We start from the raw sequence: 16,390 nt of genomic DNA, 5'->3' as shown, positions 1-16,390 counted from the left end.
GCCGACTGCCTTAGTCCGGCGGTAATTACTTGGTGCCCACGGTAATTACTCGTTAATGGGAAATCCACTACTTGATAGTTCCAAAAGCAACGTTTTTTCATTGCCGCGGTCTTCTCACCGTCCGTAGGGTCGGCAATGCCCCGCTCCCGCGGGCGTTCATTGAATAGGGGATTTCATAATGCGGTTTTCTTCTCTTGTGGCGGCAACGACCCTTGGCCTGGTCGTTTCGCTTGCCCCCGCTGGCCCTGCCCTCGCCGGGCCGGCCGAGCGCCAGGCGGCCTGTACAGCCCTCGGCGGCACCCTGTCGGGCAACGGCTCCAACCAGCGGTGCACGACGACCATTACTGTTGTTGGCCTCGACACTCCCTCCGGAGAGCCGACGGTGGCCTTCGGGCCCTCCCGGGCATCCGGCGAAGCGACCACCGTCGACACCTCGCAGCCCGTCCGGCAGCCCAATCCTGAGATCACCACCGAAGATCGCAACGTTGATGAACCTGTGAGCGTCACGACCGAGCGCACGGGCACTCCCGTCGTCAGCGAGGAAGACCGCGACGCCGGCGAAGCAACAAGTGAGTCGGTCGTCGTCGCCGGCACTCCCTCCTCCACCACCCGGACCGAGAACGGAACGCCGACCAGGACCGAGACGCCGACGACCACGAACTGCCGCCGCGTCAACAACGACAACGCCAACCGGTCGGTTGAAAAGTGCGACCGCGCGGTGCTGACCACGACCACGACCCCGACGACGGTGGTCACCACCACAACCACGCCCCGCGAGCGCGTCACAACAAGCACCCAGCCGCGGGAAACGCTCATCACGACGACCACGCCGGTCACCAAAGTGATCACCACCACGCAGCAGCGTGAGTCGTGCACGACGACGACCTTCCAGACGGCGGTCGCCACGGCCACCACGCAGCCGACGGTCCGGACGGCCACGACCACCCAGCAGACCACCCGCACGACGACGACCACGACCACGGTCTACAGCTTCACCAAGGACGATGTGCCCGTGCCCGGCACGCCTACAGTCACCCGCACGCCAAGCGCGGGTACTCCCGTCACCACCACCGCCGACGTCCCGGGGGAGCCGGTCGTCACCAGCGGCTCGCGGCCCGGTGACCCGGAGTCCGAGACGGTCTGCACGGCCACCGCGCCGGTCATCACCGTCGAGGACGGCGAGACGACGGACCGGGTGATAACCGCCACGGCGCCTGCCGAGCCCGTTGTCACCGTTGCCCGTGAGGACATCGATCCCCTGGTCGTCGACACCGAGGCGCCCGGGACCCCGGTCGTGACAACCAGCATGCGCACCACGGGTGAGACCTGCATCAAGAACCCGTCGAACGCAGAGCAGCGGCGCAACCGGTGCTGACGCATCCGGCTTAGCCACAGTGTGAACGGAACGGCCGCCCACCGGTATGGTGGGCGGCCGTTCCGTCGTTGGAGGGTGCCGTCAGGGCCGGCCAGCAGTGGATGGCGTCAACAGCCCCAGCGCGCACGGGCACCCGTGCGGGAATCAGCCCGACTGGCAGGATCCGTAAAGGACCACAATGTGAATCTCCAGGATTCCAAATGCTGGCCGCTTGTGACCAATGGGGATATTGTGAAAGACGTTCCCGTTGCTGAGGTCTCTGAGCAACGGTAACGGAGCCCGTCCGGCCACCTGCACCACGCCGGGCGGGTTCTCCTTTGCCCGAATGTTTTCTCTTGACGGCTGGCGGAGCGGGGACTAAGTTACAACCAAATGGTTGTAGATATGCTGAGCGATGCCGAGATGGACCGCCTGTTCCAGGCGTTCGCCGATGCGACCCGACGCGATATCGTCGCACGGGTCATCACCGGGGAGTATTCGGTGTCCGGTCTTGCGGCACACTACGCCATGAGTTTCGCTGCTGTGCAGAAGCACGTGGCGGTGCTGGAGCGCGCTTCCCTCGTGACCAAGGAGAAGCGTGGAAGGGAGCAGATCGTGCGGCCGGATCTCGATGGTGTGCGGAAGGCGCGGCGGCTGCTCGATGAGTACGAGCAGATCTGGCGGCAGCGCGTCGACCGGATGGCTGAAATTCTCGCTGAGGAACAGGAGTAGTCCCATGACGTTCATTTCTTCCCATCAGGACCCGGAGGCCCTTAGCCTCACCTTCATCGCCGAGTTCGACGCCCCCGTCGAGAGGGTGTGGCAGGTGTGGGAGGACCCGCGCCAGCTCGAGCGCTGGTGGGGTCCGCCCACCTACCCTGCCACCTTCGGGCGGTACGAGTTCGTCCCCGGGGGTGCCGCCAGCTACTACATGACCGGTCCCGAGGGCGAGAAGTTCCATGGCTGGTGGCGGATCACGGCGATCGATGCCCCCCGCCGCCTTGAGTACGACGACGGGTTCGCCGATGAGAACGGGGAGCACGATGCCAAGATGGGGGCAACGCACAGCGTCATGACGCTTGAAGCCGTCGAGGGCCGCACCCGGATGACCACAGTGACCTCCTTCGAAAGCGCCGAGCAGTTGGAGCAGATGCTGGCGATGGGCATGGAGGAGGGAATGAGGGAGGCGATCGGGCAGATCGACGCCCTGCTGGCCGAGCCAGCGCGGACCTGACCTGACCCCGCCAACGAAAGAGCCCTGTCACCCGCTGCTGCGGGTGACAGGGCTCTTCTGGTTCGAACGCGATCGGCGGTTTGGCTAGACGCCGTAGTACAGCTCGAACTCGTAGGGGTTCGGGCGGAGCGCCAGCGGCAGGATCTCCGTCTCGCGCTTGTACTCGATCCAGGTGTCGATGAGGTCCTGGGTGAAGACGCCTCCGGCCTGAAGGAATTCGTTGTCCGCCTCGAGGGCGAGCAGCGCTTCCTCGAGGGACCCGGGAGCCTTCTGGATGTCCTTTGCTTCCTCGGCGGGGAGCTCGTAGAGGTCCTTGTCGATGGGGTCGGCCGGTTCGATCCGGTTCTTGATCCCGTCAAGGCCGGCCATGAGCTGCGCGGCGAAGGCGAGGTACGGGTTCGACGAGGGGTCCGGCGCGCGGAACTCGATGCGCTTGGCCTTCGGGTTGGAACCGGTGATCGGGATCCGGATGCCCGCGGAGCGGTTGCCCTGGGAGTAAACCATATTCACCGGTGCCTCGAAACCCTTCACCAGGCGGCGGTAGGAGTTCACCGTCGGGTTGGTGAACGCGAGGACGGCGGAGGCGTGCCTGAGCAGGCCGCCGATGTACCAGCGGGCAACATCGGACAGGCCGGCGTAGCCGCGCTCGTCGTAGAACAGCGGCTCTCCGCCGTTCCACAGCGACTGGTGGCAGTGCATTCCGGAGCCGTTGTCGCCGAAGATCGGCTTCGGCATGAACGTTGCGGACTTGCCCCACGCGTTGGAGACGTTCTTGACGATGTACTTGAACTTCTGCAGGTCGTCCGCAGCGTGCGTCATCGTCGTGAACTTGTAGTTGATCTCTGCCTGGCCGGCGCCGCCGACCTCGTGGTGGGACCGCTCGACCTCAAGGCCCGCACGGTCAAGCTCAACGCAGATCGCGTCGCGCAGGTCCGCCTGCTTGTCGACAGGGGAGACCGGGAAGTAGCCGCCCTTGAACGGGGTCTTGTTGCCGAGGTTTCCTCCGACCTCCTCGCGGCCCGAGTTCCAGGGGGCCTCGATCGAGTCGACCTTGTAGAAGCTTCCCTGCGGGGAGGACTCGTACTGGACGTTGTCGAAGATGTAGAACTCGGCCTCAGGGGCGAAGAACGCCGTGTCGGCGATGCCCGACGACGCGAGGTAGGCCTCGGCGCGCTCGGCGACGCCGCGCGGATCGCGGTGGTACGGGTCTCCGGTGCGGGGGTTGACGATCGAGAAGTTCAGCGCGAGGGTCTTCTCCACGCGGAACGGATCGATGAACGCCGTTGTGGGGTCCGGAATGAGCTGCATGTCGGACTCCGCGATGCCCTGAAATCCGCGGATTGACGATCCGTCAAACAACTGGCCGTTGATGAAGAAGTCGGCGTCGACCGATTTCGCCGGCACGTTGAAGTGCTGCTGGACCCCGGGGAGGTCGGTGAATCGGACATCGACGAACTTCACATCTTCGTCAGCGATGTATTTGAGGACTTCGTCCGCATTCTTGAACATCGGTTTTATGCTCCTTACGCATAGCGGGGGTAACGGCCCGGCGCTGCAGCGTCTCTCCACTGTGAGCAGGGGTGAACGCTGGCAGTACTTCTGCTGCCGCCGACAGGTCACAACTCTAGGAGCACCCAGTTTCCCGTTAGTGTCACGGTTGTTTCCGGCACGTTACTTAATGGTGGCTGCACTTTCAGCCTAGCCTGATTTGGCACCCGTCCCGCACCCGCCGGGGGCCGCCCCGGTCCTCGGATACGGCCGGGGGTGCCCGGCCGGCAGCGGTTCGCGGTCCCCGGACGCGGCGGCACCGCCGTCCGGGTCGAGGGTAAACTGGGCCTGTGGTGAACAGAAGCGACGTCGGGTCCTGGCTTGAAGGGCCGCCGCCGATCCAGGAGTGGCCGGGCAAGCGGCTTGGCCGTCCCCAGCACGGTCCGGGTTCGATCGCACGCTTCGGCCGGAGGTTTGGGGCGCTGGTCATCGACTGGGCACTGTGCTCGGCGATCTCGGCTGCATTCTTCGGCTGGGACGGATTTGCCACAACCTACATCTTCCTCATCGAGCAGATCCTGCTCGTCGGGTTCTTCGGCTACAGCATTGGCCACCGGGTGATGGGAATGCAGGTGCAGACCCTCGACGGACGCCCCGCCGGCTACCTCACCGCCGTCATCCGTGCCGTGCTGATCTGCCTGGTGATACCGGCAGTGATTTTCGACCCAGATCAGCGCGGCCTCCACGACCGCGTCCGCGGAACGGTCCTCGTCCGCATCTGATCATCTCCGGCCCGTCCCCGACATCCCATCTCCGGTACGTTCTCGACATCCACAGTGCAGTAATGACGGCCCCGAGAGGGTTTTTCCTGTCATTACTGCGCAGTGCATGCGATCCAAACAAAATGGCGGACCCTGCCGAGCCGTAGCTCAGCGGAGTCCGCCACCTGACTGGAGCGAGGGAGCGTTAGCGGCCCTTCATTGCCTTGCGGTCGGGGCGCGCCTTGAACGGATCGACGCCCTTGGGGATGGGCAGACGTGTTCCGAGGGCGTTCAGGCGCTTGTTGACGGCCTGAACCTCCTGCTTGGTGAGCGTCTTCTTCAGTTTCTGAGCTGTGCGCGCCACCTTGGCAAGCGGCACCTGCCCTTCGCCGCGGCCGGCCTGGATGATGTGAACGGGAACGTTTGGCAAGATACGCGCCATCTTGCGGCGTTCGTCGTCGGCGAGCCGCTTGACGCGGGTGGAAGGGCCTTCGGTCACCAGGACGATTCCGCACCGGCCGATTGCCCGGAACACCGCGTCCTGGGTGCGCGGGTTCATTGCCACCGGCTGCTCCTCGAGGATCCAGCCCCGGCGCAGCACGCTCAGTGCGGCACCTGCAGCACCCGGTTTGCCCTCGATCTGGGAGAACGCGGCGCGTTCTGCACGGCGCGAGAGGATGAACACCGCGGCGAGGAACGCCAGCGGGATGGCGATGATGAGCAGCGTCACCACGTTCTGGATCAGCAGGCCGATGAGCAGGCCGACAGCGATGATGCCGAGGAACGCAGCAAGCATCAGCCAGACGACGTTCGGGTCGTTCCGCCGGGTCATCTTGAAGACTTCGATGATCTGCTTGGTCCGCCCCGTCTTGGCGGGCTTGTTCGCCTTCGGCTTGCGGGAGAAGAGGCGCCGTTTGGGCGCGGGGGAACCTGCTGAATCGATGCTGTGCGACATAGTGGCTCAATTCTACGTGATGCCGGATACTCATTTGCCCGCGGAAGGGGGCAGTGCCTGGTGGGGGCCGGCTACCCGGCTTTGAGGCTCGAGGCCTCCTGCAGCGTTGAGCCCGAATCCTCGATATGGGCAAGCTCCGGCGGCAGTTCGAAGCCCTTCTTGCGCATGGCACGCGCCCACAGACGCCCGGCCCGGTAGGAGGAGCGCACCAGCGGCCCGCTCATGACCCCGAGGAAGCCGATTTCCTCCGCCTCGTCGCGCAGTTCGACGAACTCTCCTGGTTTGACCCAGCGGTCCACCGGAAGGTGCCGCTCGCTGGGGCGCAGGTACTGGGTAATGGTGATCAGGTCGCAGCCGGCGTCGTGAAGGTCCCGGAGGGCCGACGAGATCTCCTCCCGGGTCTCACCCATGCCGAGGATGAGGTTCGACTTCGTGACCATGCCCTGGTCGCGGCCCTGGCTGATGACGTCGAGGGACCGCTCGTAACGGAAGGCAGGGCGGATGCGCTTGAAAATGCGGGGCACCGTCTCGACGTTGTGGGCGAAAACCTCGGGAGCCGCTTCGCAGATCGCGGTGATATGTTCGGGCCGGCCGGAGAAGTCGGGGATGAGGATTTCGACGCCCGTGCCGGGGTTCATGCTGTGGATCTGCCGGATCGTCTCGGCATACAGCCAGACGCCCTCGTCGGGCAGGTCGTCGCGGGCGACCCCTGTCACTGTGGCGTAGCGGAGGTTCATCGACTTCACCGACTGGGCCACCTTGAAGGGCTCGCTGCGGTCAAGGGGCTGCGGTTTGCCGGTGTCGATCTGGCAGAAGTCGCAGCGGCGCGTGCACTCCGAGCCGCCGATGAGGAACGTTGCCTCCCGGTCTTCCCAGCATTCGAAGATGTTCGGGCATCCCGCTTCCTCGCAGACCGTGTGGAGCCCTTCCTTCTTCACCAGGTTCTTCATCGAAACGAATTCGGGTCCGATATTGACCTTCGCCTTGATCCAGTCGGGCTTGCGCTCGACCGGGGTCTCGGCGTTGCGCGCCTCGATGCGCAGCAGTCGGCGTCCCTCGGGTGCCAGGCTCACAGTAAAGCTCCTTTTGGCTGGTCTGCGCCAGCGTTGTCGGTTGATCCGTCGGAAAGGGCGCTGGCCGTGGCATCGAGTACCAAGGCAGCTTCATTCTTGCGCAGTTCTTGTTCTACCCGCGCCACCACGTCGGCGGGGTTCACGGTGCGGCCGAGTTCAGCGGAGATGCTTGTGACGCCGGCGTCGGTGATTCCGCAGGGGACGATCTGCTGGAACGGCGCCAGGCTGTTGCTGCAGTTGAGGGCGAAACCGTGCATTGTGACCCGCCGGTTGACGCGGATTCCGATGGCGGCGATCTTCCGGTCCGGCCCGGTGGCGTCAGCCGCGATCCAGACGCCCGAGCGGCCCTCGATGCGGATTCCGGTAAGCCCGTAGTCCCGAAGGACGGCGATGAGCACGTCCTCGAGGATGGTCACGTAATCGGCCACCCGCGTGGGCTCGGGCAGGGCAACGATGGGGTAGCCCACCAGCTGACCGGGACCGTGCCAGGTGAGCTTCCCGCCCCGGTCAACGGCGACGACGGGCGTGCCGTCGAACGGGCGTTCGTGGTCTTCGGTGCGTTTGCCTGCCGTGTAGACCGCTGAGTGTTCAAGGAGCAGGACCGTGCTGGGGGCCCGCCCGTCGATGACGGCCTCGTGAAGCTCACGCTGGAGCTTCCATCCGGTTTCATAGTCAACGTAGTCCGGATGCAGGCCAACCCGGGCGAACTCGAGAGTCATGGGATAAGGGTAGACCCCCGTTTGGAGTCGTGGCGACGGAACGGGCGCGCCGGCGCCCTGTGGATAACGCGAGCGGGAATCTGCCCGTTGTACTAGACCTGAGCGCATGGACGCGTTTTGGGGCGATGGCGATGTGCCTGAGTACACGGTGGACACCCCCGTGATCGAGTGTGAACCGCCCCAGGCCGAGGGGTTCGCCACCGGCCGGCTGCTTGGCCTCGGCGGCGCGTCGGAGGTCTGGCTCGTGACCGCCGAGGACACCGGGACGCGGTACGCACTGAAGGTGCCGCATCGGGAAAACGGCGCCCGGCGCATTGACCGTGAGGCGGCAGAACGCGAGGTCGGGCTGCTTGGAGCCTTCCGCCACGACCACCTCCTGAAGGTCCACGACGTCCTCCCCACGACGCGGGGCCCCGGGGTGCGGCTCGACTATGCGCCGGGCGGTTCGCTCGCCCAACTGATCGGGGCACGCGGACCCCTGCCGGTGGGAGAAGCCGTGACGGTGCTTGCCCCGATTGCCCAGGCGCTCGGCCATCTCCACGCCGAAGGCGCCGTCCACGGGGATGTTTCGCCCGGCAACATCCTCTTCACGGAGGAGGGCAAGCCGCTCCTGGCCGACCTCGGATTGGGGCGGTGGCTGGGGGAGGGCGGCCGGGAAGCCTTCGGAACGCCCGGCTTCGAGGACCTCCGCCCCGGTGCGGCGGGCCGCCCCGACTCCGATGCCGACGTGTTCTCCCTCGCCGCCGTCGCCTGGTTCACCCTGACCGGCAGAGTGCCCCGGCCCACTGACCAGAGACCGCCGCTGCCGTTGCTTGTACCGGAAGTGCCCCCGCGCATGGCGGAGCTGATCGAACAGGGCCTGGCCGACGACCCGGTCCGACGGCCCCGGGCCGACGCGTTCGCCCGCGGCTTGCTGCGCGCGGGCACGGCGGTTCCGGTGGACCTCGTGGCGGCTGTCCACGAGAGCGTCCTGCCGCAGTTGCGCACCCGCCGTTCGGTGCTGCTTGAGGAAGGCAGCAGGAAAAGGGGGAGACGGGGCGGCGGCCGCCGTGGCCTCACGGCCCTCCGGGCAGGCACGGGTTCCCGCGCCGCACCCATGACCCGTCCCGGTGCCCCTTCAGGCTCCGGGCGGAGTGGGCGGAACGGGCGGATCCGCAGGGCCGCAGTGGGTGCCGGGCTGGGCGTCCTGCTGCTGGGCGGGGTGCTCGTGGCAGGCATCGGGTCCGCCGGGCAGGACCGCACGCTCGGGCACCCTGCGGAGGCAGGCAGGCCGGTGCCCGGCCCCGAACCGCGATCCACCGCCGGGCCGCCGCCCGCCACCGAGACGAACCCGGGAACCGCGACGAACCCGGGGACCGGGCAGGCTACATCGACGGCAGATGGCGCCGTCATGCCCCCACACGCGGCTGCCGCGCCCGACGGCGCAGAACCGCCCAGCCTGGTGGAACCGAGCAGGTTCGAACCAAGCAGGTCGGAACCGAGCAGGTTGGAACCGAGCAGGTTGGAACCGAGCAGGTTGGAACCAAGCAGGTTGGAACCAAGCGGCTTGTCGCCGAACCCTGCAAAACCGGGCCGCGGGCGAGATCGCACCACCGGCATGGCCCCGGGCAGCCCGGGATCGGAAGGCAGCCGGTCGCGGAAAGGCCAGGGCCTGCGCGGTGCCCTGGCTGCGTCGGATCCCCTTCGGGTGCTTCCCGCCCTTGCGGCGCTGCGTGCCGAAGCGTTTGCGCGGGCGAATCCACAGCTGCTGCAGCGGGTCAATGTCGCGGGTTCACCCGCCATGGCGGCCGACCACGAGGCGGTGCGCGCGCTCGCCGCCGCAGGGCGGCACCTTGAGGGCCTGACGGTCGGCATCACCTCGGCACGGAGCGTGCCAATGGGCGCTGCGGCATCCGGGGGCCAGAGCCGCCCGGACCCCGGGCAGGACCACGGAGCGGCGGCCGGAACAAGCGGGACGGCCGCCGCAGTCGCCGCGACGGCGGCGGTGTCGGCCTATACGGAGACCGCCGCCGATGGTTCTCCCACTGCCAGCCCGGCCGCCGCAAGCCAGCAGCGCCTGGTCTTCGTCCTTCACCACGACGGCGACACCTGGAGGATCTACTCGGTCCATGAGCAACCAGGGGCGCGGTGAACGTCAGGCGCGCCGCACCCAGGCCGCCAGATCCTCAAGCGTGCTCTGCCCGAAGGTGAACCCGGAGCGTTGCAGGACCTCCGGTTCCATGCGCGCGCTGACCAGCAGCAGTTCGTAGGCAAGCAGACCCATCGTCCGGCGCAGCAGGAACTCCGGGACACGCAGCCGGGTGGGCCGGTTCAGCTCCTTGCCCAGTGCCTCAACCAGTTCCCGCAGGCGCGCCGGCTGGGGCGCGGCGAGGTTTACCGGCCCTTCAACGGAAGAGGTAAGGAGGTATTCGACGGCGCGGACCTGGTCCTCGAGGGTGATCCAGGGCCACCACTGGTCGCCGCTGCCCAGCGGACCTCCCGCGTAGAGGCGAAGCGGGAGCAGGAGCGCCGGCAGCGCCCCGCCCTGCTTAGCCATCACAATGCCGGTGCGGGTCGTGACGGTACGGACCGGGGACGGCGCGCGGCTGACTTCGGCTTCCCACCGGCGGCAGATGTCCGCGAGGAGGGTGTTCCCCGATCCGGAATTCTCGCTGAGCCGTTCGTCCCCGCGGTCGCCGTAGTAGCCCGATGCGGACTGGCTGATGAAGACCGCAGGCGGGCTGACCGCCTTCCGCATCGCATCCACGAGGGTGCGGGTGGGCCTGATCCGGGAGGAGTAGAGGACCTCCTTGTAACTGCGGGTCCACAGCCCGCCTGCGATCCCCGCTCCGGAAAGGTTGATGACGGCGTCGGCGGCCTCCACCGCCGACTGGTCGAGCGTTCCGGCGGCCGGATCCCACCGGCTTTCATCCGGTCCCTTGGGGGCCCGCCGCACCAGGCGCGTGACGGTGTGGTTCTGGGCAAGGGAACGGACAAGGGCGGTGCCGATGGTGCCCGATGCTCCGGCGATGAGGATGCGCATTGTCCCATCGAACCACCTGCGTCCAGCAGGGGGAACAGGCGGGCAGCACCGCGTGCTCCGGAGGGCGTCGGTGCGTGTGGTTATGATCGGTCAATGGGTTCCTCAAACTACTTGCGCTTTCCGCACCTTTCCGGTGATCTGGTCACCTTCGTCGCCGAGAACGATGTCTGGGTCGCTCCGCTGGCCGGGGGCAGGGCATGGCGGATCTCGGCGCTGCAGCTGCCGGCGCGCAGCCCGCGCTTTTCACCCGACGGCGCCGTGATCGCGTGGACGGTGGTGCAGGCAGGGGCTCCCGAGGTTGTCGCGGCCGACGTGGACGGGGGCGGCTTCCGCCGGCTCACATACTGGGGCCACCAGAGCACCAGGGTGAAGGGATTCACGCCCGAGGGCGAGGTGCTGGCGACGAGCGCCTACCGGCACGAGGATCCCCGCCTGTCCTGGGCATACCGTGTGCCGCTCGACGGGTCGGCGCAGACGGTGCTGCCTTACGGACCGGTCGATACGATTGTCAGCGCTCCCGCGATCGGCGACGAGCGCACCACCGTCATTGGCAGCGTCATGACCCGTGAGCAGGCCTGGTGGAAGCGCTACCGCGGAGGAACAGCCGGGAAGCTCTGGATCGACGCCGGCGGCAGCGGTGACTTCACCCGGTTCCTGCCCGAACTCGACGGGAACCTGACCGACCCCATGTGGGTCGGCACCCGCCTCGCCTTCCTGTCCGACCACGAGGGCTACGGGAACCTTTACTCGGTCGACGTGCGCGGAACCGACCTGCGCCGGCACACCGACAACGAAGACTTCTACGTCCGCCATGCCTCCACCGACGGCTCACGGGTGGTCTTTGAATCGGCAGGCGAACTCTGGATGCTGTCCTCGCTCGAACCCGATGCGGCAGCCACACGGCTCGACATCCAGCTGGGCTCGGCTTCAACGGCGCGCAGGCCGCACCTGCTCAATGTCAAGCGCCACCTGACCGGAGCCGTGCCGACGGCCTCCGGGACCGCAAGCGTTGTCGAAAGCCACGGGACGCTTCACTGGCTGCTGCACCGCGACGGGCCCTCCCGGGTGATCGACGCGACGCCCGGAGTGCGTGCGCGCCTTGGACGCCCACTGGGCGCCGAAAGCGTGGTCTACGTCGCCGACCACGGCGGGGAGGAGTCGCTCTTCGTCCGGAAGGTCTTTGAGGGCGCCGGCGCAGGGCCGCTGCCGCAGGCCGCCGCCGATCCGCGCGCGAACGGATCCTCAAACGGTTCCGCCCCGGCAACCGATGACGCAGGCGAAACCGCTGCCGAGCCCTCCCTGCCGCTGCCCGTGCCGGCATCTGGTGCGGTGCGGCTGCCCGCCGGCGAGGGGGCACTGCGTTCCGCCGCCGACCCGCAGCCTCGCGCCGAGACCGCATCCGCCGAACCCGCAACCAACGGTGAAACCGATCCGGGTGTCGACGCCGTCGCGGCCCAGGACCGGTCGACCGCAGGTGCACTCCAGTCGTTTCCGTTCGATGGACCGTTCCGGGTCAGTGAACTGGCGGCCAGCCCCGACGGGCGCAAGGTCGCCGTCGCCGGGGAGGCCGGGGGCCTCCTGGTGCTCGACGTCGAGGCAGGCGAGCTTTTCACACTGGCCTCCTCGGCCCACGGGGCGATCGACGACATCTCCTTCTCCGCTGATTCGCGCTGGATCGTGTGGGCCGAACCGGTTGCCAGCGAAGGCTCCCGCACCCGCGTCCGCGTCGCCATGGCCGAGAAGCAGGCACCGATCCACGACCTTACCGACGGCCGGTTCCGGGACCACTCACCGGTCTTCACCGTCGACGGCAGGTTCGTCGCGTTCCTCTCCGACCGCAGCTTCGACCCGGTCTACGACACCCACCGCTTCGACCTGAGCTTCCCGGCATCGACCAAGCCTTTCCTTGTGGCGCTCGCCGCCGAAACTCCGTCGCCCTTCGGCCCGGCTGTGCACGGGGCACCCGACGCGGGGGAGTCAAAGTCCGAGGAATCCGGAAACGGCGCGGGCGAACCGGTGAAGGTCGCCGTCGACCCCGAGCGCATCTCGGAACGGATCATCCCGGTGCCCGCCGCGCAGGGAAGCTATGAGTCGCTGGCCTCGGTCAAGGGCGCCCTGCTGTGGACCGCGGGGGAGAGCGGCGGCGTCACCGGAGACGGGCGGGCCACGCCCGCCGACCAGGCGCCGGCGCGGCGCCTTGAGCGGTTCGACCTTGCCCGGCGCTCCGTCGACATCCTCGTCGCGGAGGCCGACTCCTACCGGGTGAGCGGTGACGGCAGCACTGCCGTCGTCATTCGGCAGGGACGGGTCACCGCGGTTCCCACCCGCGGCAAGGTCGACGCCGACTCGCCGGACAAGGTGGATGTCGACCTTGACCGGGTCCGGATCCTCCTCGATCCGGTGAACGTGTGGCGGCAGGCATTCACCGAAACCTGGCGGCTGCAGCGCGACTTCTTTTGGACGGAGGACATGGGCGGCCTCGACTGGGAGGAAGTGAAGTCCCGGTATGCGCCGCTCGTCGAACGGATCGGATCCCACGACGACCTCGTCGACGTCCTGTGGGAAGTCCACGGGGAGCTCGGCACCTCCCACGCCTATGTGAGCCCGGCGCTGACCGCCGAACCGGGAGGGCACCAGGGCTTCCTCGGTGCCGACCTGGTGCCCACGCCGCGCGGGTGGGCCGTGCAGCGCATCTTCGCCGGTGAGTCCTCCGACCCGCAGGCGGCCTCGCCGCTGACCGCTCCCGGCGTGGCCGTGGCGGCCGGTGACATCATCGAAGCAGTCGACGGCATTCCCGTGCCGCCGGCGCACGGCCCCTCGGTGCTGCTCACGGCCGCGGCCGGGCGGACCGTCGAGCTGACGGTCACCCGGTACGACGACGGCGCCGGCGCCCAGAGACGCCGCGTTGCCGTTGTGCCGCTGCGCAGCGAGGAACGGCTCCGCTACCAGAACTGGGTGAGCAGCAACCGCGCCATCGTGCATCAGGTGTCCGAAGGGAAGTTCGGGTACCTCCACGTCCCCGACATGGTCGCCAACGGCTGGGCGCAGCTGCACCGCGACCTCGACCGCGAGACAGCGCGGGATGCCCTGATCGTCGACGTGCGCCGGAACCGCGGCGGCCATACCTCCCAGCTCGTCGCCGAGCTGATCGGCCGGAAGGTGACCGCATGGGCCTTCCCCCGCGGGGAAGAACCGGGAACGTATCCGGCGCACGCGCCGCGCGGACCGGTGGTTGTCCTCGCCGATGAGTTCGCGGGCTCCGACGGCGACATCATCACGCAGGTCGCGAAGCTGCGCGGAATCGGGCCCGTGATCGGCACCCGGACCTGGGGCGGCGTTGTGGGCATCGATGGACGGTTCAGCCTCGCCGACGGCACGGGAGTCACCCAGCCGCGCTATGCCTTCTGGATGACCGGCGGCGTGGGATGGGGAGTTGAGAACCGCGGCGTCGACCCCGACATCGAGGTTGCCTACCCACCTCACGCGTATGCGGCAGGGGAGGACCCGCAGCTGGAGCACGGCGTGGGAATCCTCAAGGAGATGCTCGGTGAGCTGCCCACCGATGTTCCACCGGCCAAGCAGGGCTACCCGTCGCGCCGGCCCGCTCCGCTGCCCGCGCGTCCGGGGGCCTGAGCCTGCTTCTCGCGGCCCTGCGGTGGTGGAACGGCCGCGGGTCCGCGGGTCCGCGGGGCACCCGGCAAGCGGCTGAGGCACTGGGTGCCGCCGCATCAGCACGGTGCTGGATGAAACGGTGCCGGATGAAACGGCGCCGGATGAAACGGCGCCGGAAGAACACTGCCCAGATAAAACACTGCCCAGACAAACCACTGCACAGACAAACAACAAGGGCGGCGTTCCCGTGAGGGGAACGCCGCCCTTGTTCGTGGTTCACCAGGAACCGGTGCTTAGCGAGGCTACAGGCCAAGCTCCGATTCGAAGGCCCCGCCCTCAAGGCGGGCCTTGAGGGTCTGCAGGAACCGTCCGGCATCAGCGCCGTCCACCAGGCGGTGGTCGTACGTGAGGCTCAGGTACATCATGGAGCGGATCGCGATCGTGTCTTCGCCGTCGGCGTCGGTCACGACGATGGGGCGCTTGACGATCGTCCCGGTGCCGAGGATCGCCACCTGGGGCTGGTTGATGATCGGGGTGTCGAACAGGGCGCCGACCGACCCGAAGTTGGTGATCGTGAACGTCCCGCCGGCGAGCTCGTCCGGCCCGATCTGATTGTTCTTGGTACGGGCGCCGACGTCGGCGATCTTCTTCGCCAGACCGCCGAGGTTGAGGTTGCCCGCGTCGCGGATGACCGGAACCAGCAGGCCCTTCTCGGTGTCCACGGCGATCGCGAGGTGCTCGGCGTCGTGGTAGGTGATTTCCTTCTTTTCCTCGTCGAAGGAGGCGTTGAGCTTGGGGTGCTGCTTCAGCGCTTCGGTCACGGCCTTGGAAATGAAGGGCAGGAAGGTGAGCTTGGCGCCGTTCTGCGCCTGGAAGCTGTTCTTCGCCGTGTTCCGCAGCCGCGCGATGCGGCTCATGTCGACCTCGATCACCTGGGTGAGCTGGGCGGAGACCTGGAGGGACTCCCGCATGCGCTTTGCGATGGTCTGCCGGATCCGAGGAGCCTTCTCGACGGTTCCACGGAGCTTCGATGCCTCAACAGCAGGCGCTGCGGCCCGTGCAGGCGCTGCAGCGGCGGGTGCGGCGGCCGGAGCTGCCGGTGCCGCTTCCTTGGCCTTCAGGGCCTCGGCGGCGTCCTCCACATCCTGCTTGCGGATCCGTCCACCCACACCGGTTCCGGTGACGGCCGAAAGGTCAACGCCGTGCTGGTTCGCCAGGCGGCGGACAAGCGGGGTGACGTACGCCGAGGCGTCGCCGCCAGCGGGCGCGGCCGGTGCCGGGGCGGGTGCGGCGGGTGCCGCTTCCTTCTCGGCGGCAGGCTTCGCGGGTTCGGGAGCTGCCTCTTCGGCGGGCTCAGAGGTGGTCGGTGCCGGTTTTGTGGCACCGTCGGAGGCAGGCTCGGCCACGGCGGTCTCGCGGGTCTCGGCTTCGCCGGCCGCAAGGGGTTCGCCGCGGGGAGCCTCAACCTTCGCCGGTGCTGAACCGCCGGTGCCGATGACGGCGAGCACGGAGCCCACCTCGGCCGTTTCGTCCTCGTTCACGCGGATCTCTTGGAGCTTTCCAGCCACGGGGGAGGGGATTTCCGTATCAACCTTGTCCGTTGAAACCTCGAGCAGCGGCTCGTCGACCTCGACGTCGTCGCCCACAGCCTTGAGCCAGCGGGTGATCGTGCCTTCGGTGACGCTTTCCCCGAGCGCAGGGAGGGTCACTTCGGTTCCGGCATCGCTTCCGGACTCCTGCGCCGCAGGTGCTTCCTCCTGGGCGGGTGCGGCCGGCTCGGCAGCCGGTGCCTCTTCCTGTGCGGCAGGTTCCTCGGCCTGCGCCGGCGCTTCCTGCTCCTGAACCGGGGCCGCTGCGTCTGATCCGCCCGATGCGCCGTCGCTCGAACCGCTTCCGATGCGCACGAGCGGCGCGCCAACCTCGGCGGTCTCGTCCTCGGCGACGAGGATTTCCTCGATGACGCCGGCGATCGGTGAAGGGATTTCCGTGTCCACCTTGTCGGTGGAAACCTCCAGGAGGGGCTCGTCAACTTCGACGGTGTCGCCTACCTGCTTCAGCCAGCGCGTCACGGTTCCCTCGGTGACGCTTTCACCGAGAGCGGGTAAGTTCACGGATTCAGACATATTGTCCCCGTTTCTCCTTATTAGATTCGTTCATTGGCAGCTGTGCCAC

Annotated in this window: 12 protein-coding genes; 6 read left to right on the top strand and 6 right to left on the bottom strand. The window is 67.7% G+C overall.

Going from position 1 to position 16,390, the window contains the following annotated elements; translation table 11 throughout:
- Positions 1-178: 178 nt before the first annotated feature.
- From AC4D14_RS15880 to AC4D14_RS15870, 3 genes are all read left to right on the top strand, one after another.
- Positions 179-1,375 carry a hypothetical protein gene (locus tag AC4D14_RS15880; RefSeq protein WP_490903616.1) on the top strand — a complete coding sequence of 399 codons (1,197 nt, stop codon included), beginning with the start codon at positions 179-181 and terminating at the stop codon, positions 1,373-1,375.
- Positions 1,376-1,747: 372 nt separating this feature from the next.
- Positions 1,748-2,086: an ArsR/SmtB family transcription factor gene (locus AC4D14_RS15875; RefSeq protein WP_490903615.1), complete on the top strand. Its 339-nt coding sequence runs from the start codon at positions 1,748-1,750 to the stop codon at positions 2,084-2,086.
- A 4-nt stretch (positions 2,087-2,090) separates the two neighbouring features.
- Positions 2,091-2,588, top strand: a complete 498-nt coding sequence (locus AC4D14_RS15870) for an SRPBCC family protein (RefSeq protein WP_490903614.1) — start codon at positions 2,091-2,093, stop codon at positions 2,586-2,588.
- 84 nt (positions 2,589-2,672) lie between these two features.
- On the opposite strand, the gene glnA is transcribed toward AC4D14_RS15870, so the two are convergent.
- Positions 2,673-4,097 (bottom strand): type I glutamate--ammonia ligase, encoded by a 1,425-nt coding sequence (glnA, locus tag AC4D14_RS15865; protein ID WP_490903613.1) that lies wholly within the window; start codon positions 4,095-4,097, stop codon positions 2,673-2,675.
- Positions 4,098-4,426: 329 nt separating this feature from the next.
- Between glnA and AC4D14_RS15860 the strand changes: the two genes are divergently transcribed.
- Positions 4,427-4,858, top strand: a complete 432-nt coding sequence (locus AC4D14_RS15860) for an RDD family protein (RefSeq protein ID WP_490903612.1) — start codon at positions 4,427-4,429, stop codon at positions 4,856-4,858.
- A gap of 184 nt (positions 4,859-5,042) precedes the next feature.
- Here AC4D14_RS15860 and AC4D14_RS15855 read toward each other — a convergent pair whose 3' ends face one another.
- The 3 genes from AC4D14_RS15855 to lipB all read right to left on the bottom strand — a co-directional run bounded on the left by AC4D14_RS15855 (position 5,043) and on the right by lipB (position 7,584).
- On the bottom strand, positions 5,043-5,792 hold the full coding sequence (locus AC4D14_RS15855) for a DUF4191 domain-containing protein (protein ID WP_490903611.1): 750 nt from the start codon (positions 5,790-5,792) through the stop codon (positions 5,043-5,045).
- 71 nt (positions 5,793-5,863) lie between these two features.
- Positions 5,864-6,865 (bottom strand): lipoyl synthase, encoded by a 1,002-nt coding sequence (gene lipA / locus AC4D14_RS15850; protein WP_490903610.1) that lies wholly within the window; start codon positions 6,863-6,865, stop codon positions 5,864-5,866.
- Entirely contained in the window at positions 6,862-7,584 is a 723-nt protein-coding gene (gene lipB / locus AC4D14_RS15845) for a lipoyl(octanoyl) transferase LipB (protein WP_490903609.1), read from the bottom strand. The genes lipA and lipB overlap by 4 nt, the downstream gene beginning before the upstream one ends.
- 106 nt (positions 7,585-7,690) lie before the next feature.
- Here lipB and AC4D14_RS15840 point away from each other — a divergent pair, with 106 nt between their 5' ends.
- A complete protein-coding gene (locus tag AC4D14_RS15840) occupies positions 7,691-9,715 on the top strand; it encodes a serine/threonine-protein kinase (protein WP_490903608.1) in 2,025 nt (674 codons plus the stop codon).
- 3 nt (positions 9,716-9,718) lie between these two features.
- On the opposite strand, the gene AC4D14_RS15835 is transcribed toward AC4D14_RS15840, so the two are convergent.
- Positions 9,719-10,606 carry a TIGR01777 family oxidoreductase gene (locus AC4D14_RS15835; protein ID WP_490903607.1) on the bottom strand — a complete coding sequence of 296 codons (888 nt, stop codon included), beginning with the start codon at positions 10,604-10,606 and terminating at the stop codon, positions 9,719-9,721.
- 93 nt (positions 10,607-10,699) lie between these two features.
- On the opposite strand from AC4D14_RS15835, the gene AC4D14_RS15830 reads away from it, so the two are divergent.
- Complete coding sequence (locus AC4D14_RS15830; RefSeq protein WP_490903606.1) at positions 10,700-14,239, top strand: S41 family peptidase; 3,540 nt, start codon at positions 10,700-10,702, stop codon at positions 14,237-14,239.
- Between the two features lie 281 nt (positions 14,240-14,520).
- Here AC4D14_RS15830 and sucB read toward each other — a convergent pair whose 3' ends face one another.
- Entirely contained in the window at positions 14,521-16,341 is a 1,821-nt protein-coding gene (gene sucB, locus AC4D14_RS15825) for a 2-oxoglutarate dehydrogenase, E2 component, dihydrolipoamide succinyltransferase (RefSeq protein ID WP_490903605.1), read from the bottom strand.
- Between the last annotated feature and the right edge of the window lie 49 nt (positions 16,342-16,390).

This window comes from Arthrobacter sp. TJ-254, assembly GCF_058269175.1.
This window is presented reverse-complemented; position numbering and strand designations above follow the sequence as displayed.

Coding starts and splice junctions, on each gene's coding strand:
- AC4D14_RS15880 (WP_490903616.1), top strand. CDS start 179: ATGCGGTTTTCTTCTCTTGTGGCGGCAACGACCCTTGGCCTGGTCGTT.
- AC4D14_RS15875 (WP_490903615.1), top strand. CDS start 1,748: ATGGTTGTAGATATGCTGAGCGATGCCGAGATGGACCGCCTGTTCCAG.
- AC4D14_RS15870 (WP_490903614.1), top strand. CDS start 2,091: ATGACGTTCATTTCTTCCCATCAGGACCCGGAGGCCCTTAGCCTCACC.
- glnA (WP_490903613.1), bottom strand. CDS start 4,097: ATGTTCAAGAATGCGGACGAAGTCCTCAAATACATCGCTGACGAAGAT.
- AC4D14_RS15855 (WP_490903611.1), bottom strand. CDS start 5,792: ATGTCGCACAGCATCGATTCAGCAGGTTCCCCCGCGCCCAAACGGCGC.
- lipB (WP_490903609.1), bottom strand. CDS start 7,584: ATGACTCTCGAGTTCGCCCGGGTTGGCCTGCATCCGGACTACGTTGAC.
- AC4D14_RS15840 (WP_490903608.1), top strand. CDS start 7,691: ATGGACGCGTTTTGGGGCGATGGCGATGTGCCTGAGTACACGGTGGAC.
- AC4D14_RS15835 (WP_490903607.1), bottom strand. CDS start 10,606: ATGCGCATCCTCATCGCCGGAGCATCGGGCACCATCGGCACCGCCCTT.
- AC4D14_RS15830 (WP_490903606.1), top strand. CDS start 10,700: ATGGGTTCCTCAAACTACTTGCGCTTTCCGCACCTTTCCGGTGATCTG.
- sucB (WP_490903605.1), bottom strand. CDS start 16,341: ATGTCTGAATCCGTGAACTTACCCGCTCTCGGTGAAAGCGTCACCGAG.